The sequence below is a fragment of the Yoonia sp. D2-7 genome (genome assembly GCF_055809435.1).
In genome coordinates this window covers 419189-440147 of record NZ_CM147912.1, presented here as the reverse complement: position 1 = coordinate 440147, position 20959 = coordinate 419189, and the positions used below count along the sequence as shown (strand labels likewise).

The following is a 20959-nucleotide window of genomic DNA, read 5'->3' as shown; positions in this document are numbered from 1 at the left end:
CCATCAGTCCAAAACAACTTTGAAGGCACCGCCATGAACCGCACGCTCGGCGTTTGTTATTATCCTGAACATTGGCCAGAGGAGCGTTGGGAAACCGACGCCGCCCAAATGGTCGCGAATGGCCTGACATGGGTTCGGATCGGCGAATTCGCTTGGTCCTTGATGGAACCCACGCCCGGCACCTACGACTGGGGCTGGCTTGATCGCGCGATTGACGTGTTGGGCAAGGCTGGATTGAAGGTTGTTCTAGGCACGCCATCGGCCACACCGCCGCGCTGGATGATTGATAAGCATCCAGATATGCTTGCTGTGGATGAAAATAATCAAACACGCAAATTCGGATCGCGTCGTCATTATGATTTCAGCCATCTCGGATTTCGGGCCGAAGCGGTGCGCATCGCCCGCCTGATGGCCGAACGCTATGGCAAAAACCCATACATCGCCGCATGGCAAATCGACAACGAATACGACTGCCACGACACGACACTGTCTTATTCCGAAGCTGCCAAAAAGGGTTTCCAAGATTGGCTCGCCCAGCGCTACCAATCGACCGATGCGCTGAACCGTGCGTGGGGCAACGTATTTTGGTCGATGCAATACGACACGTTCGATCAGATCGAATTGCCAAACCTGACCGTGACGGAACCAAACCATCCACATCAGCTCGCCTTCCGCCGCTATTCCTCTGATCAGGTCGTCGCGTTTAACAAAGCCCAAGTCGACGTGATCCGCCCACATACCGACGCCCCACTGATCCACAACTACATGGGTCGCATCACGACGTTTGATCATTGGAAAGTCGGCGCTGACCTCGATATCGCGTCCTGGGACAGCTACCCGATCGGGTTCCTGTCTGACCGGATCGAAGGGACGCCAAAGGAAAAGCAGACCTATCTGCGCCAAGGCCACCCCGATAACCAAGCCTTCCACCACGACCTGTACCGCGCCGTTGGCCGCGGCCGCATGTGGGTCATGGAACAGCAACCCGGTCCCGTAAACTGGGCACCTTATAACCCTGCCCCGCTTCCCGGCATGGCGCGTCTGTGGGCATGGGAAGCATTCGCGCATGGCGCTGAAACCGTGTGTTATTTCCGCTGGCGGCAGGCCCCCTTTGCGCAAGAGCAAATGCATGCGGCATTGCTGCGTCCCGACGCAGAACCAGCGCCTGCATTGGCCGAAGCCGCGCAAGTTGCCGAAGAAATTGCACAACTGCCAGAGGTCGGCACAGCCGCCTCGCCCGTCGCACTTGTTTTCGACTACGAAAGCGCATGGGCATGGGACGTGCAGCCGCAAGGCGCTGATTTTGATATGTTCCGGCTCGCCTTTGCCGCCTATCGCGGGTTGCGTCGTGCGGGTCTAAGCGTGGATATCATCCACCCCGAAACCGCCGATCTATCCGCTTACAAACTGGTGCTGGCACCCGGCCTGATGACGCTGTCCGATCCGTTCCGTGCCGCCTTGGACACATTCGACGGCATCGCCCTGCTCGGTCCACGCACCGACACCAAAACGGATGAACTGGCGATTCCGACCCCGCTTGGCCCTAACCTGCCAAACACCGACGTCAGTGTCGTAATGGCCGAAAGCCTGCCGCCATCCGATGCGATCAAGCTGCAAAACGGTGGAAAATTTCTGCATTGGTTCGATCATCTCGAAGGTGACGCAGACGTTTATCTGTCCACCAAAGCGGGCCAGCCTGCGATCATGGGCAGCGACAATGTGCGTTACTTGGCCGGTTGGCCCAGTGATGACACCTTTGACCAGATCATCGGCAACCTGTGCGACACGCTTGATATTGCGACGTTCGATTTACCCAAAGGTCTGCGGATCAGGGATACCGCTACCCATCGGTTTGTGTTCAACTATGCACCGAAGGCCCGCAAATGGGGCGATGTGATCATTCCGGCAGCGGGGGTCCACTGGGAGGAAATCTAAGCCATGCATTTTGGAACCAGCAGCACAGGCGTTGACGTCGAAAAAGTGACGATCAGTGCGGGTGATCTCAGCGTCAGCATCCTGACATGGGGTGCGATTATCCAAGATGTGCGTCTGGCTGGCGTGGATTACAGCCTGACCTTAGGTTCGGACGATTTGCGCGATTACGAAGGTGGATTGCGTCATCACGGGTCGCTGATTGGCCCGATTGCGAACCGGATCAGCAATGCCCGCGTGAAAATCGACGGCATGATGTATGAACTCGAACGCAATCAGGACGGCGCGATCCACCTGCATTCCGGCGCACAGGCCACCCATCGTCGTGCGTGGACTTTGGTCGATGCATCCGACAACCACGCGACGCTGACCTGCACAATGCGCGACGGTGAATGCGGCCTTCCGGGCAACCGCGATTTCACCGTCACCTACCGCGTGGCAGCCCCCGGCACCCTGTCTATGGAAATCACGGGAACAACCGACACCACGACCGCGATGAGCTTTGCCAACCACAGCTATTGGAACCTTGATGGCAGCGATAGTTGGGACGATCACACGCTGACGGTTCACGCAGACAGCTACCTGCCGGGCACGCCACAGTGTTACCCAACAGGCGAAATCGTCGCGGTAGACGGCACACCGATGGATTTCCGAGAGCCGCGCAAAATCTCGCGGCAAACGGATACGTTCGACAACAACTTCTGCCTCGCAGATCACCGCCGCCCGCTGCACGATGCGCTGACCTTAACCGGCGCATCCGGCGTATCGCTTACGATTGCGACGACCGAACCCGGCATTCAGATTTACGACAACAAGGACGGCCTGCGCCCTGGTCGGTCCACGCACGAAGGGCTCGCGCTAGAGGCACAGTTCTGGCCCGACGCCCCGAACAATCGCGATTTCCCGTCGATCATCCTGACGCCTGACCAAACCTATACGCAAGTCACAACGTGGACGTTCACGGCCTAAGTATAGTCCTGCGTCGTGATCCGCAGATGTGACAGGCTAGCAGCGTCATAAAGCCGGTCGATTTCGGCCTGCTGATCCAAAAGTCCGGCAGCTTCGGTTGGCAGCACATCGCCCGTCTGCAACGCCTCCGCGATAGCCTTTAGCTGGTAGCAATAAGTCGTGACAGTGGACACGGGCGCATCCGTCGTCACACCATCAACGGTCTTGGACAGCGCCCCGCCCTGATGCGGCACCAGCGGGTTCTGGAATGTGATCGTTCCTTTGGTGCCAGTCACTTCAAGGTACGCATCAAATTCAGTGTCAGGATGCATGGACGACGAAATCTTGGCCGTCACGCCGTTATCAAACGTCAGCTCAGACGCCATTGTCAGATCAACCCCCGACTCGGCCAACGTCGTCTCTACCTTTGCATCGGTAATGGCCCCGCCCGCCAACTGCCGGACCCAATGCAGCGGGTAGCACCCCATATCCATGATCGTGCCACCGCCCAATTCGGGACGATATTGGTTCTTTACGCCATCATCCGGAAATCCAACGCCGAAATGCGCGGTCATGCTTTGCACGTCGCCAATGTCGCCCGACGCGACCCAGTCCATGCAGGTCAAAAACGCTGGGTGATAGCGCGAATGGAACGCTTCAATCAGACGTTTTCCTGTGGATTTTGCCACGTCCACCATTGCTCGCGCTTCTGTCAGCGTCATCGCTGTGGGCTTTTCACAAATGACATGTTTGCCCGCCTGCAGCGCGCGAATAGTCCACACCGCATGATAGGCAGGCGGTAAACTGATGTAGATCGCGTCTAATGCAGGGTCTGCCAAAAGATCATCGTAACTGCCGTAAGCCGTTGGAATACCGTAGGTGTTCGCGTAGCTTTGCGCCTTACCCAGATCACGTGCAGCAACGGCGGCAATACGGGTGCCCTGCACAATGCTTGCCGGATCAATGATAGCTTGGGGCGCAATCCAAGATGCGCCAAGAAGACCGATGTTCAGCATGAAGTGATCCTTTTGATCCGGGGTGTTTTCCAGCGCAATGCATAGGTCGCGCCAGATCGCGCTGCACCGTAATTCAACGTAAGCACCATATCTTAGGTCGCGTCATCCATCCAAAGCCGAAGCCGTTGCCCCAGATTTGGCACCGTTCTTTCGTGGGTCATAAAAGCGTCAGGCGTCATCAGCCCCCATCTTTGACCTTCATCACCAAACACGATTTTGTCCTCAGTCCCCGCAGGCATTTGCGCAACAAAGAACCATATCTTTTGCGTCGCATCTTGTGACCACGGCAGGCATTTCTCCCAGATGATCGCGTCGCGCGGCAAGGTCAAACCGACTTCCTCTTTGACCTCTCGGGCAAGGGTTTCAAACGGGGTCTCATCCCCTTCGCGTCCGCCACCCGGAAAGTCCCACAGGTTCGGGAAAGCAATGTCCGGATCATCATCCCGCAAGATCGCGAGCAGTTCGGCCCCTATGAACAAGGCCACCTTTGCGCCGTTAAAATCATCTGTCATGCCCGCAGCGTCGCCCATTGTGACCCTGCCCTGCAAGACGTATCTTAGGTCCATGCCCGCCCTTTGCCGCGAATGTTTGACCCAATTTGAAGACGGCGCACGTTGTCCGTCGTGCCGGTCGCCACGTGTCACCCGACACGACGAATTGTGGGATCTCAGCATCGCCCACATGGATTGCGACGCGTTCTATGCCAGCGTCGAAAAACGCGATAATCCGGAACTTGAAGACAAACCTGTCATCATTGGCGGCGGGCGGCGGGGCGTGGTTTCAACAGCCTGTTATGTGGCGCGGATCAAAGGCGTGAAATCCGCGATGCCGATGTTCCAAGCGCTCAAGCTGTGCCCCGAAGCCGTCGTCGTGAAACCGCGGTTCGACGCCTACACCGAAGCATCACGCGCGATCCGTGCTTTGATGGATGAACTCACGCCCGTGGTTGAACCTTTGTCATTGGACGAGGCGTTCATGGACATGACCGGCACCGCACGACTACACGGTGCGCCACCTGCGGTCATGCTGGCGCGACTGGTCAAGCGGATGAAGGACGAGATCGGCCTTACCGGATCAATCGGTCTGTCCCACAATAAATTCCTCGCAAAAGTCGCGTCTGATCTAGAAAAACCACGGGGCTTTTCGATTATCGGCAAGGCGGAAACCACCGCCTTTTTGCGCCCCAAACCCGTCCGCTTGATCTGGGGCATTGGCCCCGTTGCACAGCAGTCGCTTGAAAAAGCGGGGATCAAAACCTTTGATGATTTACTGCGCTGGGACCGCCGCGACCTGCATGACCGGTTTGGCGGAATGGGCGAACGGCTTTACGCGCTGGCCCGTGGCGAAGATGGTCGCCGGATTTCATCGCACACTCCCGTCAAAGGGCTGTCGAACGAGACAACGTTCAACGAAGACACGGCAGACATCGACTTGCTGGACGGGCACCTGTGGCGCATGGCCGAAAAGGTATCCGCGCGCGCCAAAGCTAAGAACAAAGCAGGGCGCGTGGTGACGCTGAAACTGAAAACCTCAGACTTTAAGCTGGTGTCGAAACGGCAAAGCCTGCACCATCCGACCCAAATGGCCGATACCATTTACCGCACAGCACGTGGTCTGTTCGATCAGGTCAGCCATCGGGGGCCGTTTCGGCTGCTGGGCGTCGGCATGTCGGAAATCGGATCGGACGGGGATGCGGATCGCGAAGGTGATCTGCTTGATCCGGATGCGGGCAAACGCGCGGATGCAGAACGGGCAGCCGACAAAATCCGCGAAAAGTTTGGCGATACCGCCATTATCAAAGGGCGTGCCTTGCGCTAACGATTGAAGGGGAAACACCCAATGCCAGACAAACACCATGCAGCGTGTCATTGCGGCGCGGTTCAGTTTGACGTCACACTGACGGACGGTCTGAACACTGCACGCCGCTGTTCATGTAGTTTTTGCCGCATGCGTGGGGCGGTGGCAGTCAGCGCCAACCTCGACGGGATCACGTTTACCAAAGGTGCCGAAAACCTGACATTGTACCAATTCAACACAGGAACGGCGAAACACTACTTCTGCTCCACATGCGGGATTTACACGCACCACCAACGGCGGTCGAATCCAAACGAATTTGGCGTCAACGTGGCCTGTCTCGACGGCGTAAGCCCCTTTGATTTCGACGAAGTGATCGTGAACGATGGCGTTAATCATCCCTCCGACAAAGGCACAGCAGCACCGGTTTGCGGCACGTTGCGGTTTGTGCGGCACCACGTCGACGACTGAGACAGGCTTGCCAGCACGCGCACGACAGCTTACCCTGCCACCAATGCGAAACACGAACCTGACAGGAGGACAACGCTGATGCCACGTATCACCCGCATGCTTCAGCATGGTCCCCGCGCTGCCCTGCAAGACATTTTGCAGGGCTGATCATCGGGTGAAATATCCCACGGTCTGCCCTATCCGCCCTTTCGGGGCCACGCGCCTATGCGCAACAGACCAGAGAATTTCATGAGCATTATCAATCTACGCAACCTCGGCGTCACCCTTGGTGAACCGCTGTTTACCGACCTTAACCTGACGCTTTCCAAAGGCGACCGATTGGGGCTTGTCGCGGCCAACGGCACGGGAAAATCGACCCTTCTGGCGTGCCTGACAGGCGAGCTGGAACAAACCACCGGCGACATCACAACGGCACGCGGATGCCGAATCGCAGCCGTTGCGCAATATGTACCCGACGACCGTTTGGATCAGTCACTTTACGATTTTGTGCTATTCGCGCTCGCCCCCGAACAACAGGATTTCGAAGGCTGGCGCGTCGACGTTGTGCTCGATGATCTGAAAATCCCGTTCGATCTGCACCATTCAGCTTTGCGTGAATTGTCCGGCGGATGGCAACGGACCGCAATGCTGGCAGCCGCGTGGGTGACTGAACCCGACGTGTTGTTGTTGGACGAACCGACGAACCACCTTGATCTGTCCCGCATCGGGCTGCTGCAAGACTGGCTGTCCGGCCTTCCCCGCGATGTGCCCGTGATCATCACCAGCCATGACCGTGCGTTTCTGGATGAAACGACAAACCGCACGCTATTTTTGCGCCGCGAGGTATCACGCGATTTCGCGCTCCCCTACACAAAGGCCCGCGATGCGTTGGATGAAGCCGACGCCGCAGATGAACGCCGCTTTACCAACGAAATGAAACAGGCCCAGCAGCTACGTAAACAGGCGGCCAAGCTCAAGAACGTTGGCATCAACTCCGGCTCTGATCTGCTGGTGAAAAAGACCAAGCAATTGAACGAACGCGCCGAAAACATGGAAGCGGCGGCTAAACCTGCCTACAAAGAACGCTCTGCCGGCGATATCAAATTGGGCAATAGCGGCACACATGCGAAGGCGTTGATCACGCTCGATAATATCCAAGTTAAGACGCCCGATAACCGCGATCTGTATATGACAGGTCAAAAATGGATCTCGCGCGGTGATCGCGTTGTTGTGCTGGGGCATAACGGTGTCGGCAAAACGCAATTGGTGCGGATGGTGCAGGCAGCGTTAGGTGGTACCGAAAACGGAATCAAACACGCGCCCAGCGTCGTGACCGGCTATTCCGACCAAGCGTTATCGCAGCTCGATCTGACGCTCAGCCCTTTGCAGAATATCACCCATCGCTTTGATGTGGGCGATCAACGGGCACGCGGGCAATTAGCCGGTGCTGGCATGACAATCGCGATGCAAGACGCCCCAGCGGCAAAGCTGTCAGGCGGACAAAAAGCGCGATTGGCAATGTTGGTGCTGCGCCTGACGCATCCGAATTTCTACCTGTTGGATGAACCGACGAACCACCTGGATATCGAAGGACAAGAAGCGTTGGAGGATGAACTGGTCGCGCACGGCGCATCCTGCCTCCTTGTCAGCCACGACCGTAGCTTCATTCGGGCGGTCGGTAATCGGTTCTGGCAAGTCGAACGGAACAAACTGGTCGAGGTCGACAGCCCCGAACCGTTCTTTGAAAGCGCGCTCGCCGACCACTAAGGCGCGATGACCTAAAAGCGGCGTTTCCGCTGTGTCCAATCGCCTGTCGCGCCCAAACCGCGCGGCATGCGGGCATATGCTGCGCACAACTAACCAATAATCGGTCAGATCACGCAAGGGTGAAGGCGAATTCCAGCCAATCGCGCCACTTCACATTCGAATTTCTGTAAACTCGTCATATCTATACACCGACACGTCCCAAAAGGAGATCGCAATGCCCCCGCTTTTGATCACCCGACGCACATTGATTGCCGGTGCGGCCAGTGGCCTCGCCATGCCCGCCCTTGCGCAAAACTTGTCCGCCACACGCACAATGCGCGGCGGTGCGAACAACTACCTGCCCGATGCGCCCCTTGTTGATAAAATAGGCGGCGGTGGTTTCTGGATGACCGGTACTGTGCGCCGTGCGGGGGATGGTGCGCCTTTAGCCAACCAACGCATTCAGGTCTGGGCCCATACAACCGAAGGTCATGAACGCGATCCGCAAAGCCATGGTGCGACCCTTAGCGATGCAGATGGCGTGTTCCGCTTGGAAATGCCGCAGATCGTGCCCGCCTTCGGGCAGGCGCATGGGCATCTGGCCTACGACAGCGGTGAATTCGAGACAGTGTTCCTACGCCCCGTCATGGCAAAGCCGACGGATACCAGTCTCAACGTCGATTTCGTTCTGACACCTGCCTAGACACTTATGACCCGTACCCTTGTCTTTTGGATCGGGCTTTTCTGCGCGGTCACGGCCCCAATTGCGGCGGCTGGGTTCAGTCCACTGCTGGCATGGCGTGACCCGATTTACATTATCGCGGGGTTTGCGGGCATAACCGCGATGGTGGGGCTTTTGCTGCAAACGCTGCTCGCATCCCGCGCGTTGCCAACCATTCACCCGATGACGCAACGCAAATTGCACCGGATCATGGGGGTGGTATTGGTCGTGGCAATTATCGCGCATGTCGGGGGGCTTTGGATCACCAGCCCGCCTGACGTCATCGATGCGCTGCTCGTTGCCTCGCCCACCCCGTTTTCACTCTGGGGTGTCATCGCGATGTGGGGGATATTCGCGACCGCTGCCTTTGCAGCTTTCAGGCGACGTCTTCGCCCGCGCATGTGGCAGCGCATTCACAAAACACTGGCGATGATCATCGTGCTGACCACAGTGCTGCATGCCTATTTGATCGACGGCACAATGGAAACATTTACCAAAATCGGCCTCAGCTTAGTCCTGCTGTTCACCACGTACCACGCAGTTTTCAAACAGGCGCGTTAATCCGCTTCGACAGTTTCACACGCATCTGCTACCGAAGATCAGGGACTGCGAAGGGCACATTTCATGCAAAAAAACACCATCATATCAATCTGCGAAATCGCGGGCTCCGTTCTTGCCATGGCCTATGCGCTACTGATCGCGTCCAATACCGGCAACGAAATCCTCGGGTTTTCGCTGTTGCTGATATCTGCCCTATTGTTCGCAGGCTGGGGCTTTCTCGACAAACGCTGGGCCTTCTTCGCGCTGCAGTTCTTCTATGCCGCGTCGGCCATCATCGGATTGATCCGCTGGGGCTGACTATTCGGCGGCCAGTCTGCGTTCACTGGCGCCGATTGCCGCAATATCTGCGATGGCTCCATTCAGAGCGGACACAAAATCGTCGTAGCCTGCGTGCGGCGTCATCGTTTTTTCATCCATGTACAGCGCGCGGTCAATCTCGACTTGAAGCGCGTGTTGCCTGCGCGACGGCCGCCCGTAATGCTGCGTAATATAGGCCCCCGCAAACGGCATATTCCGGGCGACACGAAATCCGGCCTGTGAAAACGCAGCTTCCACTTTTTCGACGATAGACCCGGCAGCGGCGGCACCAAAGCGATCACCAAGCACGATGTGCGGGCGCGCAGCACCGGGCGGGCCCACGTTTTCAAGCGCTTCGTGCGGCATGGAATGGCAATCGATCAGAATCGCTTCGTTAAAGGTATTCAAACTTTGATCCAGCAGGGTTTGCAGCTGGTCGTGATACGGTCGCCAATACTCTGTCAGGCGGCGATGCACCTCTGACAGCGACAATTTTCCCCGATAAATCGCGCGACCGTTGGCCACGACGCGCGGAATCACTCCCAAACCCGACGCAACGCGCGGATTGTGTGACATACGGCGCACACCTTCGATCAACGCGGGATCCAGTTCTTCGGTCCCGCGGTTCAAATCCAGAAACGCACGGGGCCCGCAGGCCGTCAGAAACGGTGCACCATGTTCCGGAACAGCGCTAAACAATTGATCTACAAAGGCATCTTCAGATGAACGGACCTCTCGTTCGTTCAAAATCGTGCGCTTCAGGAACGCTTCGGGGTAGGCCCGACCGGAATGCGGGGACGCAAAAACAACGGACGTTGTCCGGCTTTTCGGCTGAAAAAGATGGTATGCCGTAGGGGCGTGGGGTGCTGTCATTCAGTTTCCTTTGATTTATAACTTAGTCCACGAAATGGTTTTTTCAAAAGCCCTTGATCCCCCTCGCGACTCCTTTTATAGCACCGGAACCCGACGCGGTTTTCCCGCGTCTCGTTTTGCGACGAGATGCTAGTAAACCACTGAGGTTATGGATGATTAGCTCAGCGGTAGAGCACTTCGTTGACATCGAAGGGGTCACTGGTTCGATCCCAGTATCGTCCACCATGAATTTCGGCCTTCACGGGCCATAACTGTAACCCAAGGCGCAATCCGCGCGCCGCGAAAAGAAAGAGGATTCTGCCATGAAGGTACGTAACTCCCTCCGCTCGCTGAAAAATCGTCATCGCGATTGCCGCATTGTGCGCCGTAAGGGCCGCGTTTACGTGATCAACAAGACGCAGCGTCGGTTTAAAGCACGTCAGGGTTAATCCTGCGTTAAACCGCTGTAATAGCATTCGAAAAGGGTCGCTTCATTTGAAGCGGCCCTTTTTGTTTGCGACTTCAAGAATGATACTTTCATTCAACGCTTGCGTGCATTTCTGACAATATCGGCTCTCAAATATCCGGATTTCCTTACCTTTGTGCGCTAGGCACTGGCCAGATGACCTGCCCTAAGCCTAGGATCACGCATCACGACCAAAATAATGTAAGGATCCGTTCGATGAAGAAATCCCATTTACCTTCGATTGCGTTGGCAGCAGCGACACTTGCAGTCGCTTCCCCTGCATTCGCCCAAGATGTGTGTGGTCTCGGCGACGGGCAATGGATCGGCGGAAGCGAAGCATCATCGGACATGACAACAGCGTCTTCCCATCAGGAACAAATGGCGTTGGTGCTGGGCGGCAATGCCTACGTTTCACTCTTCACCCTGTCCGGCACAACTGATGTCCGGTTGGAAGCACAGGGTCGTGGCGCGGGCGATCCGTTGCTTGAATTGCTCGACAGCACGGGCAGCATCATCTTGTCCGACGACGATAGCGGCGGCAATGGCGCGGCGCGCGCGGAAACACAGCTTGATGCGGGCACATATTGCGTCGCGGTGAAAAGCTACGATGGCGCGCCATTGACGGCCTTTGTCCGCGTTGGTCGGTCGGAACAAGAAGCGCTGACCGCAGGGGCAGCCGTCGTGGTTCCTGATGCGGATACCGACACGGACACCAACGTCGCGACAGGCAGCTGCGCTGACGCGCGTCCTTTGGAAGGGTCACTGGCGGACGGGTTGTTCGGCACCGCATCGGTGGCCGAAAATGCCTACTGGAGCTTTAGCCTGTCGGAAGACACAGCCCTCACCATGACGGCTGAAAATGAAGAAGCCGATCCGACGATGACCCTGTTGGATGCCGAAGGGAACTACATCAACGACAACGATGATTTCGATGGCTTGAATTCGCGGCTCGAATACACCGACGCTCTTGCTGCAGGTGATTACTGCATCGAAATTGGTGCCTTGGACAGCAACGATTTGCCAATCACCGTCGGCGTTATCGAATACGATCCAGTCGCAGCCCAGCTTGCGCTTTATGCAAGCGGCGATGTTGCACCTCCGCTTGACGGATCCATCCCGTTTACAGCACTCGGCAGCTTGGACAATCGGTTGCGCCAAGACGTGTCCACAACTGGCGAAATGACGTGGTTTACCGTGGATATGCCAGAGGCTGGCCTGATGCTGATCGAAGCCGTGTCCGTTGGCAGCGAAGGCGATCCGTGGTTGGTGGCTTACGATGACCTTGGTCGCAAAGTTGGCCAGAACGACGATTACGGCGAAGGCTACGACAGCCTGATCGCCGCGCGGGTCAATGCCGGCACATATCTGGTTGGCGTCCGCCAATTGGAAGAAGGCATGACAGGCGACGTGCGGATGGTCTTCGAACGCTACACCGCAGCGCGTTAATTTCTAAGCCTCACCCGTCTTGGGTGGGGCTTCCAAAACCGACCATCGAGCGCTGTCATCAGTGACCTCGCGCAGATCGGTCCACCCTAAACGCCGCAGTAATCCTGCGGCGTTTTGCGTTGTCGTGAAAAGTGACGCATCAGCTTGCGCCATCGCCCAACGCACCAACGCTGTGCCAGCGCCCATTTGCCGTGCAGCGGGCGTGACACACAGGCCGATCAGCCAAATACCTTCGTCGCCAGACTGCGCACCAAACGATGTTTCAGATAGCGCGACAGTTCCGACAATTTGACCGTTCAACGACGCCACGCCGCCGGACCGATGTTGACGCCTCTGCGCGATAGTCTTGTCCGCATCCCCCAAACCGCCCGCGCCGTAATACGCGGGCCATGTGGTCATCAGCAGATCGACCAATACGTCGTCGCAGCCTGCAACATCAGCAATATTGTCGACCTTTATCAATTCTGCCCAAGCGCTTGGAAACCGTCAGCCAAAAGACGAACGATCGTCTGTTCGTTGATAAATCCGGTGATATCTAAATCACGATCTTCTTGGAAATTGCGGATCGCACGACGCGTGTCTTCGTCCAAACCACCATCAACGGATCCCGGCTCCAGACCAAGCTGCGCCAGACGCGCCTCGATCAAACGCAGGGTGATGCCGTCCAAGCCCAATGCGTTTTCTGCTGCAATTGCGGCATCATCCGATGGCTCTGGCGCATTCAACGCAGCAATTCGCGCTTCGGCTTCTGCAACAAACGATCCGGCAGGGAACAATTGCAGGTAGGTCTGGTAAGCCGCTTGCGTATTGGTTTCGGTCGCGGTGTCCCAAGCGGCCTTGTCTTCGGCAGCAGCGGCTTGGCGTTTAGCTGCTTCAATCTCGCCAAGCTGTTCAGTCGCCTGTGCAGCAAATGACCCGTCAGGGAACCGTTCCAGATAGGCCCGCAGCCCCGGTTCATCACCTTGCGCGCCCGTTTCAGCCCAAAACGCACGATCAAGCCGTTCCTTTTCGGCGCGGGCGCGTTCTGCTTCAGCCTCAAGCTCAGCCGCGCGACGTGCTGCTTGCGCATCAAGCTGGTTAATCTGTTCGGTCGTCAGATAACTCGTCTGCGAGAAACCGTTTTGCTGCTGCCAATTCGTGACGGCAGACCGCGATCCAGGGCCAAATATACCATCGATCCCACGCGGATCGAAGTTCAAGATTGTCAGGTCACGTTGGATATCGCGACGCGCATCGCGCGACAGCGATAGCGCTTCTTCTGCCAGCCGCGCGGCGCGATTGGGTTCTGTGTTAATCTCTAAGATCAGGGCATTAGCCTGTTCGACATAGGTCCCGTCAGGATAACGCGTCAGGTAATTGCGGTACGCATCTGCGGTATCCAGCGCTTGCGCCCCTTCCCACAACGCGATTTCCGCCGCGCGTTCATCATCAGTCGGCTCTGGCGCATCAGGCACCGCAACTGGGGTCACATCATCCGCGACCAGCACCAACGACGCAGGCGTATAACCCTGTGCAGACAACCGATTGTTCGCACGCACAAGCGCCATAACATCCGCACCCGGCTCGGCCATTTCTTGCAACAGATCGGACGCGGCCCCCGTGGTTCCCGTCACCACCGTCACCCCATTTGGCACCGTCAGCGTCCCGATTCCGTCGCGCATATAGGGACCGTAGCGATCATTCGCAGACCGATCCGCGCCCAACACCAGCACCGCCTGCCCCGGTGTGGCGGCTAAAACCTGCAGGATGCTTTCCACAGAAACAGCACCCGCGAGGTTAAACAAAACCGGATCGCTGGCATCAACGGGCAGCAACCAGCTGCGATCACCATCGGTGACAAAGGCACCCGACATCCCGACGACCAGCCTGTCAGCGCCATCAATCCCCGACACAAATCCCGTCAACCGTCGGGTCATATCGCGACCGACGCCGTTGACCTGCGTCTGCACATTGAACCCTACAGCCTGCAACGCGTCCGCCGCATCGGCGACATCCGCAGCACCACTGACCCGATCAAGGGTCGCGTATCGATCCACCCCCAGCAAAAGCGCCTGATCGTCAGCGAGCGTCGTGCTACCCCAAAGGGCAATGGCAGTAGTCAGGATAATCCGGCGCATCAGGGCACCTCCGTTTTGTTATGTGTCGTAGGTTCTACGATCTTCGATAACGACCCCGTCGCGCGGGATCGTGTTGTCAGCAACAACCGCGACGTCACCGTTTAGTTTCAAAATAGCAGGTAGGCTGTCGGCGATGGCTGTGGCGTCAAGGTTATCACCTTCGCATTGCACGGACATGACATCCGTCTCGCCCGCACGATCCGCAATCACCCGCGCACGGGTCATGCCGTCATGTTTTGCAACCAAGGCCGCGACCTGTTCGGGCCGCACAAACATGCCTTTGATCTTAGTTGTCTGATCGGCGCGACCCATCCAGCCTTTGATCCGCATATTTGTGCGACCACAGGGGCTTTGCCCCGCCATCACGGCAGACAAATCGCCCGTTGCAAAACGGATCAGCGGATAGTCAGGGTTCAGGGACGTAACGACGACTTCGCCGACCTCGCCTTCCGCTACCGGATCGCCCGTACCGGGGGTGACGATTTCGACGATCACGCCTTCGTCGACGATCATGCCTTCGCCAACGGTGGTTTCATAGGCGATGTGGCCCAGATCAGCGGTCGCGTAGCATTGCAAACAGGTGATACCGCGATCCGCGTAGAAATCGCGCAACGACGGAAACAATGCCCCGCCAGACACGGCAGCCTTCGTGATTTTCAGCGGCAGACCCATCTCGTCTGCTTTTTCGAGGATAATCTTCAGATAATCCGGCGTACCAGCGTAGGCGGTACAGCCAATATCGTGGGCCGCCTGCGCTTGCAGTTCAGTCTGGCCAGTCCCCGCAGGCAGCACAACAGCCCCGACAGCACGCGCGCCGTTTTCAAACATCGTGCCAGCAGGGGTCAGGTGATAGCTGAAACAGTTCTGAATGATATCGTCGGCATTGATCCCACAGGCGGTCAAGAAACGCCCGAAACGCCACCAATCATGCGCCGACCCGCCCGGTTCATAGATCGGGCCGGGGGATTGAAAAACGTGGCTCAGGTTCGTGGCGATCATACCACCAAACGGCGGCTGTTCTTTTTGACGGGCACTCAGATCAGATTTGCGCAGCACAGGCAGTTTGGCCAAGTCCGCCAATGACGTGACCTGATCCATGCCACCAACACGCGCAATCTGTGCGTTCAACGCAGCGGTTTGATCCGCTTCACGGGCATCTGCACTACGTGTTTCAAGGTCGTCAAAATGAGTCATCTTCTCTCCTGTCCTGCCGCCCAGTCTTTTGTTCACTCTGGCGGTCAGCACAGTCAAAGACTAGGGCATCATGGTGTTGTTATACGATATCGGTTGAAAATTAGGCGAGCCAACGCTTACGACGGCGGTAGCTGCGCACGTCACGGAACGATTTGCGGCCATCATCGGACATACCCAGATAGAATTCCTTCACATCGGGGTTTTCGCGCAATTCAGCAGCGGGGCCTTCCATCACGACACGTCCGCTTTCCAGAATATACCCGTGGTGGGCAAAACGCAGGGCAACGTTAGTGTTCTGTTCGGCCAGCAGGAAGGACACGCCTTCCTTTTCGTTCAGGTTCTTCACGATGGTAAAGATTTCTTCGACCAACTGCGGGGCAAGCCCCATGGACGGTTCATCCAGCAGGATCGTTTCAGGGCGCGACATCAGGGCGCGACCAATCGCACACATCTGTTGTTCACCGCCCGACGTATAGCCCGCCTGCGATTTGCGGCGCTCACGCAGCCGCGGGAAATAATCATAAACCATCTCAAGATCAGCGCTCACGGCACCGGACCCGTCGCCGCGCGTATAAGCGCCGGTCATCAGGTTTTCTTCGATGGTCAGGTGTTCAAAACAATGGCGGCCTTCCATGACTTGGATCACGCCGCGTTTCACAAGATCAGACGGCGACAGGTCTTGAACCCGATCCCCGCGATAGTTGATCGACCCTTTTGTCACCTCGCCACGTTCGGAATGCAGCAGGTTCGAAATCGCCTTCAGCGTTGTCGTCTTGCCAGCGCCGTTGCCGCCTAGAAGCGCGGTGATCCCGCCTTTCGGCACGGACAGCGACACGCCCTTCAGCACAAGGATCACGTGGTTATAGATCACTTCGATGTTGTTGACCTCAAGCAACGTCTCGGTCTGCGCGGTGTCATCTAGCATGGAGCAACTTTCATATTGTCTTGCCAAAAATTCGTGGAAATCGGGCGACCCAATCGGGTCGCCCGACATGTTTTAGAGACAGCCAGCCTCGATGTTGTTTTCAGCGGCAAATGCAGCTGAATCCTCAGCCACCAGTGGCGCGATCACGGAATCATCAGGTGCGATGAAATCGGTCAGCGGATCGAATGTGCCAGTCGACGCATTCCACTGCTGCACGATACCAAGGCCCGAACCACCGTGGTCCTGACAGGACACAGCAAATTCCGGCCCAATGCCTTCCATGCCCAATTCGGCCATGCGGGCAGCCGTGATATCCAGCGCTTCCATACCGTCGCGGACCATTGCGGCGCTTACGTCAGCCACACCGTGGATTTCCTGTGCTGTGGCAATCGCCTCAGATGCCAGCATCGCGGCGTACATCCCGCGTACATACAGCACAGAACCTACGTTGGACCCGTCACCGGCAGCATTGCCCGCATCGACAACCATCGCGCGGATTTCATCCAGAACAGGATAGTTGCGGATCGGGTTCATGTTCAGTGATTTGTAGCCATTTGCCGCATCACCTGCAGGACCCACATCATGTTCCGCACCAGCCCACCAGTTGCCGATAAAGTTCTCCATCGGGAACCCGATGTTAGCAGCTTCCTGCACGGCAACCTGGTTCATCACGCCCCAGCCCCACATCAGGACATAGTCAGGACGTTCGCGGCGGATTTGCAGCCACTGTGATTTCTGCTCCTGACCGGGGTGATCAACGGCGATCTGCGTCAAATCAAACCCATGCATCGCTGACAGTTCTTCCAGCGTGCGGATCGGTTCCTTACCGTAAGCAGAGTTGTGGTAAACCAGCGCGATGCTCTTGCCATCCAGCGATCCACCGTTTTCATCAAGCAGATAGTTCACCGCAACCGACGCTGCATCCCAGTAGTTCGCAGGATAGTTGAATACCCAGTTGAACACCTCACCATTCGCAGCCGACGTACGCCCATAACCCATCGTGTGGATCGGGATACCATCCGCCGTTGCTTTCGGGATCAGCTGGTAGGTGATGCCGGTGGACAGCGGTTGATAGATCAGCGCGCCTTCACCTTTGGTGCTCTCGTAACACTCCACACCCTTTTCGGTGTTATAGCCTGTTTCGCATTCAATGATGCGGACAGGCTCGCCGCCGATCCCGCCATCGCGGGCGTTCAGCAGGTTGAAATAGTCCTGATAGCCGTCCGAAAACGGTGTGCCGCCCGCCGCGTAAGGGCCGGTACGATAGCTCAGGTCGGGGATTACAAGATCGGCCAGCGCCGGTCCTGCTGCCATCGTTCCCGCAAGGGCCATGGCTGCTAATGCCTTAAGTGTCATCGGAAATTTCCTCCCATTGGTTATACCGATTATGTGGGTGCCGGTGTGTCCGGCGTCCGGGCGGGTTGGTCCCCGCCTCGGGTCAATATGGAAACGGCCAGAGCCGTAATTTTTCTTTGGCCAGCCGCCAAAGTTGGGCCAACCCGTGCGGTTCCTTGATCAAAAAGAACATGATCAAACCGCCTACGATCACAAGCTGCAGATGCGCCACCAGATCAGTGGGCCAACCCAGAACATCCACGCCCAACACCTTAAGGGCGACGGGCAACAGCACAAGGAACGCGGCCCCGGCGAAACTACCAAAGATCGAGCCAAGCCCGCCGATGATGATCATGAACAAGACAAGGAACGATTTCTGAATGCCAAATGCTTCGCCCACTTCGACCGCGCCCAGATAGACCGCAAAGAACAGCGCCCCCGAGATGCCGATGAAAAACGACGACACAGCAAAGGCGGTCAGTTTCGCCTTCAGCGGGTTCACCCCGATGATCTCTGCGGCGATGTCCATATCACGGATCGCCATCCACGACCGGCCCAATGTGCCGCGGGTCAGGTTGCGGGCGATGATCGCACAGACGGTCACAAACACCAGACAGATCATATATTGGGACATTGCCGTTGAATTCGGGCCCGTCACGGCCTGTCCGAACACAAACCGCTCTGGCGCGTTGATCTGGCCAGAGGCGGAGTAATTGTAGAACCACGCCACCTTATTAAACAACCAAACGAGGAAAAATTGCGCGGCCAGTGTTGCCACGGCAAGGTAAAACCCCTTGATACGCAAGCTCGGCAGACCAAAGGCCGCACCAACAGCCGCCGTGATCCCGCCAGCAATCACGATATGAAACACGATATTCACATCAGGAAAGGCGGTCATCAACTTGTAGCAGGCATAGGCCCCCACAGCCATGAAACCACCCGTGCCCAGCGATACCTGACCGCAATATCCGGTCAGAATATTCAGGCCGATTGCGGCAATCGCATAGATCAGGAACGGCACGAGCAGCGATGACGCCCAATAGTCATTGATCACAAACGGTATGACCAGAAACGCAATGGCCAGCACAGCCCAATAACGATAACGGTCAAATTTAATCGGGAACGTCTGGCTATCCTCAGGATAGGACGTCGAAAAATCACCGGCCTCACGATACAGCATGACAGCCTCCTATATTGCGCCCTAACAACTCATCTTGCGGGTCAGTCACATCAAACACGTTCAATGATTTTCTCCCCGAATAGGCCCTGTGGTCGGAACACCAAGAAGATCAGCGCCAGTACATAGGCGAACCAGTTTTCAGTCGCACCACCCACCATCGGGCCAATCGTGTATTCAAACAATTTCTCACCCACGCCGATGATTAATCCGCCAACAATCGCACCGGGGATCGACGTAAAGCCACCCAGCATCAGCACCGGTAACGCCTTCAGCGCAATCAAAGACAGCGAAAACTGTACACCCGATTTCGCGCCCCACATGACCCCTGCGACCAAGGCGACAAGCCCCGCCAAAGACCACACGAGCACCCAGATGAAGTTCAGCGAAATGCCGACGCTCAACGCGGCTTGGTGATCATCCGCCACAGCACGCATCGCGCGACCTTGCTTGGTGTATTGGGCAAAGCCAATCAATGCGGCGACCAAGATGATCGCGACAACCGTGGCGACCATATCCAGCTTGTCGATAAAGAAGCCGTAAAAATCGTCACCACCAAGTCCGGCAGTGAAATCTTCGACCACACGCGATCCACCCTGCGGCAGGCCCAAGGCAATCGTCTTGATCTCAGATCCCCACATCAGATCGCCCACACCTTCAAGGAAATAGGCAAGCCCGATCGTCGCCATAAACAAAATGATCGGTTCCTGGCCCACAAGATGGCGAAACACGAACTGCTGCACGAGCCACGCAAACAATATCATCACCAATAAGGTCACGAAAATCGCCAGTAGGGCGGGCACCTCCCAACCGAAATGGTGGATTTCAGTGCCAAAGATCGCGTTGATCATATGGGCAAACGGCACTTGCCCTTCCATGACACCAACAAGGGTCAAAGCCGCGAACAGCGCCATCACACCTTGGGCATAATTGAAAATGCCGGACGCCTTGAAGATCAAAACAAAGCCCAAGGCAACAAGGGCATACAAAACCCCCGCCATCAGGCCGTTGATGACCACCTCAATTCCGTACAGAAAATCAGCTGACATTGGTTAACTCCCGGAATTGCGGTGCACGGGTTGTGCACGCATTGTGCACGCGAGTCACAAGTGAAAAATCAGTCATGCGCGACCCCCAAATATGCATCAATCACTTCTTGATTATTGCGGACTTCATCCGGCGTGCCGTCACCAATTTTGCGACCATAATCCATCACGACCACGCGGTCGGACAGGTCCATAACGACGCCCATATCGTGTTCGATCAGGGCAATCGTGGTGCCGAATTCATCGTTCACATCAAGGATAAAGCGGGACATGTCCTCTTTTTCCTCGACGTTCATGCCCGCCATCGGTTCATCCAAAAGCAGCAACTTCGGCTCGGCGGCCAACGCACGCGCCAGTTCAACACGCTTCTTCAAACCGTAAGGCAAACGCCCCACAGGGGTCTTCCGGATCGCCTGGATTTCAAGGAAATCAATAATCTTCTCAACGACTTCACGGTTCGCCGTCTCTTCCCGTTCCGCTTTACCCTTCCAGATCGCCTGGGCGAGCATACCGGCCTTCATATTCGTCAGACGACCCGTCATGACATTGTCGAGCACGGACATCCCTTCGAACAAAGCAATGTTCTGGAACGTGCGAGCAATCCCCTGACGGGCGACTTGAAACGGCTTCATCGGCGGGCGTTTGCTGCCGTGAAACCAAACCTCGCCCTCTTGCGGGTTATAGAAACCGGAAATCACGTTCAGCATCGACGACTTACCAGCACCATTCGGCCCAATAATCGCGCGAATTTCGCCTTCACGAATATCAAACGAAATATTCTTGATTGCCTCGACACCGCCAAATCGCAAAGTAATGCCACGCATATCCATCATGACGCCGCCAATCTGACGCCCGTCCGCGGTGACGTATCCTTCATCTAGCATAACGCGTCTCCTTCGTGTGGCATGGGATGGTGGGCGGGGCGCATTGCGCAGC

21 protein-coding genes and 1 tRNA gene are annotated in these 20959 nt (G+C 56.7%); 11 read left to right on the top strand and 11 right to left on the bottom strand.

The features are described from left to right. The first annotated feature begins 33 nt into the window (after positions 1–33). A complete protein-coding gene (locus tag AC0L7R_RS02010) occupies positions 34–1935 on the top strand; it encodes a beta-galactosidase (RefSeq protein ID WP_473658585.1) in 1902 nt (633 codons plus the stop codon). A 3-nt stretch (positions 1936–1938) separates the two neighbouring features. Then, positions 1939–2901: an aldose epimerase family protein gene (locus AC0L7R_RS02005; RefSeq protein WP_473658584.1), complete on the top strand. Its 963-nt coding sequence runs from the start codon at positions 1939–1941 to the stop codon at positions 2899–2901. Here AC0L7R_RS02005 and AC0L7R_RS02000 read toward each other — a convergent pair. Both AC0L7R_RS02000 and AC0L7R_RS01995 read right to left on the bottom strand, forming a co-directional pair. Next, positions 2898–3896 (bottom strand): Gfo/Idh/MocA family oxidoreductase, encoded by a 999-nt coding sequence (locus AC0L7R_RS02000; RefSeq protein WP_473658583.1) that lies wholly within the window; start codon positions 3894–3896, stop codon positions 2898–2900. The genes AC0L7R_RS02005 and AC0L7R_RS02000 overlap by 4 nt on opposite strands. 92 nt (positions 3897–3988) lie before the next feature. Further along, positions 3989–4462 carry an NUDIX domain-containing protein gene (locus tag AC0L7R_RS01995; RefSeq protein WP_473658582.1) on the bottom strand — a complete coding sequence of 158 codons (474 nt, stop codon included), beginning with the start codon at positions 4460–4462 and terminating at the stop codon, positions 3989–3991. Here AC0L7R_RS01995 and AC0L7R_RS01990 point away from each other — a divergent pair. The 6 genes from AC0L7R_RS01990 to AC0L7R_RS01965 all read left to right on the top strand — a co-directional run bounded on the left by AC0L7R_RS01990 (position 4461) and on the right by AC0L7R_RS01965 (position 9465). Continuing rightward, entirely contained in the window at positions 4461–5714 is a 1254-nt protein-coding gene (locus tag AC0L7R_RS01990; RefSeq protein ID WP_473658581.1) for a DNA polymerase IV, read from the top strand. The genes AC0L7R_RS01995 and AC0L7R_RS01990 overlap by 2 nt on opposite strands. 21 nt (positions 5715–5735) lie before the next feature. Next, complete coding sequence (locus AC0L7R_RS01985) at positions 5736–6161, top strand: GFA family protein (RefSeq protein ID WP_473658580.1); 426 nt, start codon at positions 5736–5738, stop codon at positions 6159–6161. 228 nt (positions 6162–6389) lie between these two features. Further along, positions 6390–7907 (top strand): ATP-binding cassette domain-containing protein, encoded by a 1518-nt coding sequence (locus AC0L7R_RS01980; RefSeq protein WP_473658579.1) that lies wholly within the window; start codon positions 6390–6392, stop codon positions 7905–7907. Positions 7908–8121: 214 nt separating this feature from the next. After that, positions 8122–8589 carry a twin-arginine translocation pathway signal gene (locus AC0L7R_RS01975; protein WP_473658578.1) on the top strand — a complete coding sequence of 156 codons (468 nt, stop codon included), beginning with the start codon at positions 8122–8124 and terminating at the stop codon, positions 8587–8589. A 6-nt stretch (positions 8590–8595) separates the two neighbouring features. Beyond that, entirely contained in the window at positions 8596–9168 is a 573-nt protein-coding gene (locus AC0L7R_RS01970; protein ID WP_473658577.1) for a ferric reductase-like transmembrane domain-containing protein, read from the top strand. Between the two features lie 63 nt (positions 9169–9231). Beyond that, positions 9232–9465 carry a hypothetical protein gene (locus AC0L7R_RS01965; RefSeq protein WP_247127792.1) on the top strand — a complete coding sequence of 78 codons (234 nt, stop codon included), beginning with the start codon at positions 9232–9234 and terminating at the stop codon, positions 9463–9465. Here AC0L7R_RS01965 and AC0L7R_RS01960 read toward each other — a convergent pair whose 3' ends face one another. Continuing rightward, positions 9466–10338: an N-formylglutamate amidohydrolase gene (locus AC0L7R_RS01960; protein ID WP_473658576.1), complete on the bottom strand. Its 873-nt coding sequence runs from the start codon at positions 10336–10338 to the stop codon at positions 9466–9468. It lies immediately after the preceding gene. 150 nt (positions 10339–10488) lie between these two features. Between AC0L7R_RS01960 and AC0L7R_RS01955 the strand changes: the two genes are divergently transcribed. From AC0L7R_RS01955 to AC0L7R_RS01945, 3 genes are all read left to right on the top strand, one after another. Beyond that, positions 10489–10563 (top strand) — tRNA-Val (locus tag AC0L7R_RS01955). 77 nt (positions 10564–10640) lie between these two features. Then, on the top strand, positions 10641–10766 hold the full coding sequence (gene ykgO / locus AC0L7R_RS01950) for a type B 50S ribosomal protein L36 (protein ID WP_039685556.1): 126 nt from the start codon (positions 10641–10643) through the stop codon (positions 10764–10766). 233 nt (positions 10767–10999) lie between these two features. Continuing rightward, a complete protein-coding gene (locus AC0L7R_RS01945; protein ID WP_473658575.1) occupies positions 11000–12229 on the top strand; it encodes a DVUA0089 family protein in 1230 nt (409 codons plus the stop codon). A gap of 3 nt (positions 12230–12232) precedes the next feature. On the opposite strand, the gene AC0L7R_RS01940 is transcribed toward AC0L7R_RS01945, so the two are convergent. The 8 genes from AC0L7R_RS01940 to AC0L7R_RS01905 all read right to left on the bottom strand — a co-directional run bounded on the left by AC0L7R_RS01940 (position 12233) and on the right by AC0L7R_RS01905 (position 20907). Further along, complete coding sequence (locus tag AC0L7R_RS01940) at positions 12233–12691, bottom strand: GNAT family N-acetyltransferase (RefSeq protein ID WP_473658574.1); 459 nt, start codon at positions 12689–12691, stop codon at positions 12233–12235. Beyond that, positions 12688–14346, bottom strand: coding sequence for a peptidoglycan-binding protein (locus AC0L7R_RS01935; protein WP_473658573.1), 1659 nt, complete (start codon positions 14344–14346; stop codon positions 12688–12690). The genes AC0L7R_RS01940 and AC0L7R_RS01935 overlap by 4 nt, the downstream gene beginning before the upstream one ends. Before the next feature lie 18 nt (positions 14347–14364). Further along, on the bottom strand, positions 14365–15540 hold the full coding sequence (locus AC0L7R_RS01930; RefSeq protein ID WP_473658572.1) for a phenylacetate--CoA ligase family protein: 1176 nt from the start codon (positions 15538–15540) through the stop codon (positions 14365–14367). Positions 15541–15640: 100 nt separating this feature from the next. Next, positions 15641–16465 (bottom strand): ABC transporter ATP-binding protein, encoded by an 825-nt coding sequence (locus AC0L7R_RS01925; protein WP_348107093.1) that lies wholly within the window; start codon positions 16463–16465, stop codon positions 15641–15643. 72 nt (positions 16466–16537) lie between these two features. Next, positions 16538–17821, bottom strand: coding sequence for an ABC transporter substrate-binding protein (locus AC0L7R_RS01920; RefSeq protein WP_473658571.1), 1284 nt, complete (start codon positions 17819–17821; stop codon positions 16538–16540). 82 nt (positions 17822–17903) lie between these two features. Next, positions 17904–18980 (bottom strand): ABC transporter permease subunit, encoded by a 1077-nt coding sequence (locus AC0L7R_RS01915; protein ID WP_473658570.1) that lies wholly within the window; start codon positions 18978–18980, stop codon positions 17904–17906. 50 nt (positions 18981–19030) lie between these two features. Beyond that, positions 19031–20026: an ABC transporter permease subunit gene (locus AC0L7R_RS01910; RefSeq protein ID WP_473658569.1), complete on the bottom strand. Its 996-nt coding sequence runs from the start codon at positions 20024–20026 to the stop codon at positions 19031–19033. Positions 20027–20094: 68 nt separating this feature from the next. Then, positions 20095–20907, bottom strand: coding sequence for an ABC transporter ATP-binding protein (locus AC0L7R_RS01905; RefSeq protein ID WP_247127803.1), 813 nt, complete (start codon positions 20905–20907; stop codon positions 20095–20097). Between the last annotated feature and the right edge of the window lie 52 nt (positions 20908–20959).

Bases quoted from the DNA above. Each gene is read 5' to 3' on its own strand.
- AC0L7R_RS02010 (WP_473658585.1), top strand. From the start codon at position 34: ATGAACCGCACGCTCGGCGTTTGTTATTATCCTGAACATTGGCCAGAG.
- AC0L7R_RS02005 (WP_473658584.1), top strand. From the start codon at position 1,939: ATGCATTTTGGAACCAGCAGCACAGGCGTTGACGTCGAAAAAGTGACG.
- AC0L7R_RS02000 (WP_473658583.1), bottom strand. From the start codon at position 3,896: ATGCTGAACATCGGTCTTCTTGGCGCATCTTGGATTGCGCCCCAAGCT.
- AC0L7R_RS01990 (WP_473658581.1), top strand. From the start codon at position 4,461: ATGCCCGCCCTTTGCCGCGAATGTTTGACCCAATTTGAAGACGGCGCA.
- AC0L7R_RS01995 (WP_473658582.1), bottom strand. From the start codon at position 4,462: ATGGACCTAAGATACGTCTTGCAGGGCAGGGTCACAATGGGCGACGCT.
- AC0L7R_RS01985 (WP_473658580.1), top strand. From the start codon at position 5,736: ATGCCAGACAAACACCATGCAGCGTGTCATTGCGGCGCGGTTCAGTTT.
- AC0L7R_RS01980 (WP_473658579.1), top strand. From the start codon at position 6,390: ATGAGCATTATCAATCTACGCAACCTCGGCGTCACCCTTGGTGAACCG.
- AC0L7R_RS01975 (WP_473658578.1), top strand. From the start codon at position 8,122: ATGCCCCCGCTTTTGATCACCCGACGCACATTGATTGCCGGTGCGGCC.
- AC0L7R_RS01970 (WP_473658577.1), top strand. From the start codon at position 8,596: ATGACCCGTACCCTTGTCTTTTGGATCGGGCTTTTCTGCGCGGTCACG.
- AC0L7R_RS01965 (WP_247127792.1), top strand. From the start codon at position 9,232: ATGCAAAAAAACACCATCATATCAATCTGCGAAATCGCGGGCTCCGTT.
- AC0L7R_RS01960 (WP_473658576.1), bottom strand. From the start codon at position 10,338: ATGACAGCACCCCACGCCCCTACGGCATACCATCTTTTTCAGCCGAAA.
- ykgO (WP_039685556.1), top strand. From the start codon at position 10,641: ATGAAGGTACGTAACTCCCTCCGCTCGCTGAAAAATCGTCATCGCGAT.
- AC0L7R_RS01945 (WP_473658575.1), top strand. From the start codon at position 11,000: ATGAAGAAATCCCATTTACCTTCGATTGCGTTGGCAGCAGCGACACTT.
- AC0L7R_RS01935 (WP_473658573.1), bottom strand. From the start codon at position 14,346: ATGCGCCGGATTATCCTGACTACTGCCATTGCCCTTTGGGGTAGCACG.
- AC0L7R_RS01930 (WP_473658572.1), bottom strand. From the start codon at position 15,540: ATGACTCATTTTGACGACCTTGAAACACGTAGTGCAGATGCCCGTGAA.
- AC0L7R_RS01925 (WP_348107093.1), bottom strand. From the start codon at position 16,465: ATGCTAGATGACACCGCGCAGACCGAGACGTTGCTTGAGGTCAACAAC.
- AC0L7R_RS01920 (WP_473658571.1), bottom strand. From the start codon at position 17,821: ATGACACTTAAGGCATTAGCAGCCATGGCCCTTGCGGGAACGATGGCA.
- AC0L7R_RS01915 (WP_473658570.1), bottom strand. From the start codon at position 18,980: ATGCTGTATCGTGAGGCCGGTGATTTTTCGACGTCCTATCCTGAGGAT.
- AC0L7R_RS01910 (WP_473658569.1), bottom strand. From the start codon at position 20,026: ATGTCAGCTGATTTTCTGTACGGAATTGAGGTGGTCATCAACGGCCTG.
- AC0L7R_RS01905 (WP_247127803.1), bottom strand. From the start codon at position 20,907: ATGCTAGATGAAGGATACGTCACCGCGGACGGGCGTCAGATTGGCGGC.